General features: G+C 66.3%; 1 protein-coding gene. It reads left to right on the forward strand.

Annotation, left to right across the window (positions count from 1 at the left end):
• On the forward strand, positions 1–2,166 hold a 2,166-nt coding region (locus BLX41_RS36550; protein ID WP_473241694.1), incomplete at both ends, for a DUF7902 domain-containing protein.

Genomic DNA, 2,166 nt, shown 5'->3' on the forward strand with positions numbered 1-2,166 from the left:
CGATGCCCTGAACGGCATCACCGCTCAGCGCGGTCTGCTGCTGACCATTCGCGACTACCGCTACATCGACGTGGCGCGCATCGACGCCATGGAAACCGACCTGCTCAAGGCCCAGGAGCGCACCGCCGCCGGCACTGCGACCTTCCTCGCCAGCGATCAGGCCTTGCAGCCTTTGGTGACCCAGCTCGAAACCCTGGACGCCCAGGCGCAGAAAGCCGAAACCGTGGCCCAGCTCAGCGAGCCCTTGGGCGCCCTGCAAGCCATGGCCGGCGACCTGGACATGTTGTCGAGCCTGATGGCCTCGCTACAGATCGACGACGCCACCCAGCGCACCCGGATCATCGAATCCATCTCGCAGATCTACGCCCGCCTGAACCAGGCCAAGGCCCGTGCCGAACAGCGGCGCAAGGGGCTGGGCTCGACCGAGACCGTGGCGCAGTTCGGGGCCCAGTTCAAACTCTTCAGCCAGGGCATCACCAATGCCCTGGCCCAGGCCCAGGACCCCGAACGTTGCGACGAGCAGCTGTCGCGGTTGCTGGTGCAGCTGGAGGAGCTGGAAAGCCGCTTCGGCGACCATGAACAGTTCCTCGGCGACATCCTCGGCAAGCGTGAGGAGTTGCTGGAAACCTTCGAGGCCCACAAGCAATCGCTGCTCGACGAGCGCCAGCGCAAGGCCCAGGGTCTGCTGGATGCCGCGCGGCGGATTCTCGACAGCCTCGGCCGGCGCACCGCCAAGTTCACCCAGGCCGAGGAGCTCAATGCGTTCTTCGCCGCCGACCCGCTGATCCTCAAGCTGCGGGAGCTGGCCGAGCGCCTGCGCGAGCTCAAGGACAGCGTCAAGGCCGACGATGTCGAGTCGCGCCTCAAGGGGGCTCGGGATCAGGCCGTGCGTGCCCTGCGCGACAAGACCGAGTTGTTCGAAGAGGGCGGCAACGTCATCAAGCTGGGGCCGCGTCACCGCTTCAGCGTCAACACCCAGGAGCTGGACCTGACCCTGATGCCCCGGGGCGACGAACTGCACCTGCACCTCACCGGCACGGATTTCCTCGAACCCCTGCGCGACCCCGAGCTGGAGGCCCTGCGCGACTTCTGGCAGGTAGCCCTGGAGTCGGAATCGGCCCAGCTGTACCGCGCCGAATACCTGGCCGGGCAAGTGCTGGACGCTGCCGATCGGGGCCAGGAAGGCCTGAGCCTGGAAAGCCTGAAACCCTTGCTGGCGCACCCTGAAGAACTGGCGCGGGTGATCCGCGACTTTGCCGCGCCGCGCTACAAGGAAGGCTACGAGAAGGGCATCCACGACCACGACGCCGCAGCGATCCTCCTGCAACTGCTGCCCCTGCGCGACAGCGCCGGCCTGCTGCGTTTCGGCGCGGTGGCCCGTGCCTTTGCCACCCTCTACTGGGATCGCCAGCAGGAACAGCCGCAACCCCGGCAATGGGTGGAACGTGCCCGTACCAGCCGGCATATCCAGCAACTGTTCGGGCGTCGTGAAGGCTTGCTGCAGTTGCAGGAGGAAATCCTCGTGGCGCTGGGTGACTGGCATCAGCAGCACGCCTTTACCCTGGCCGCCGAGCTGTTGCCCGAGGCTGCCGAGTACCTGGTTCAGGAACTGGCCGCGGAACGCATCGAATTCACCTTCAGCAAATACGCCAAGCAGCTGCAGGAAGCCCTGACCCTGCGCTTGCAAGGCGCGCGGATGTGGGACGACTACCAGCAGGCCCTGGCGCGGCTGGTGGAGCGGCCCGCTGCGCAGTGGGCGCTGACCGAGAACTGGCTCTCGGCCCTGTGCGCCGAGGGCGAGTTCGCCGAGTGGGCCGACTACGTGCCCGAGGCGGTGGCCCTGTCGCTGCTGCGGGAAGACTTTGCCAAGCGCATCACCGAAGTCGATCTGCGGTTCAAGGTCGACAACCTGATGGGCGAACACCCGCGCATCCAGGAGCGCAGCCTGTCCCTCACCGTGGACGGCTTCTTCGCTCGCCTGCGGGCCCACCGCGAACAATTCCTGCCTGGCCTGCAGCGTTACCAGAGCCTGCGCCAGGGCATCATCAGTCGTGAACGCTCGGCCCTGCGCCTGAGCGAATTCAAGCCGCGGCCGCTGAGCTCCTTCGTGCGCAACAAGTTGATCAACGATGTGTACCTGGGCTTTATCGGCGACAACCTGGCCAA

Source organism: Pseudomonas protegens, assembly GCF_003732485.1.
Lineage (GTDB): Bacteria > Pseudomonadota > Gammaproteobacteria > Pseudomonadales > Pseudomonadaceae > Aquipseudomonas > Aquipseudomonas protegens_B.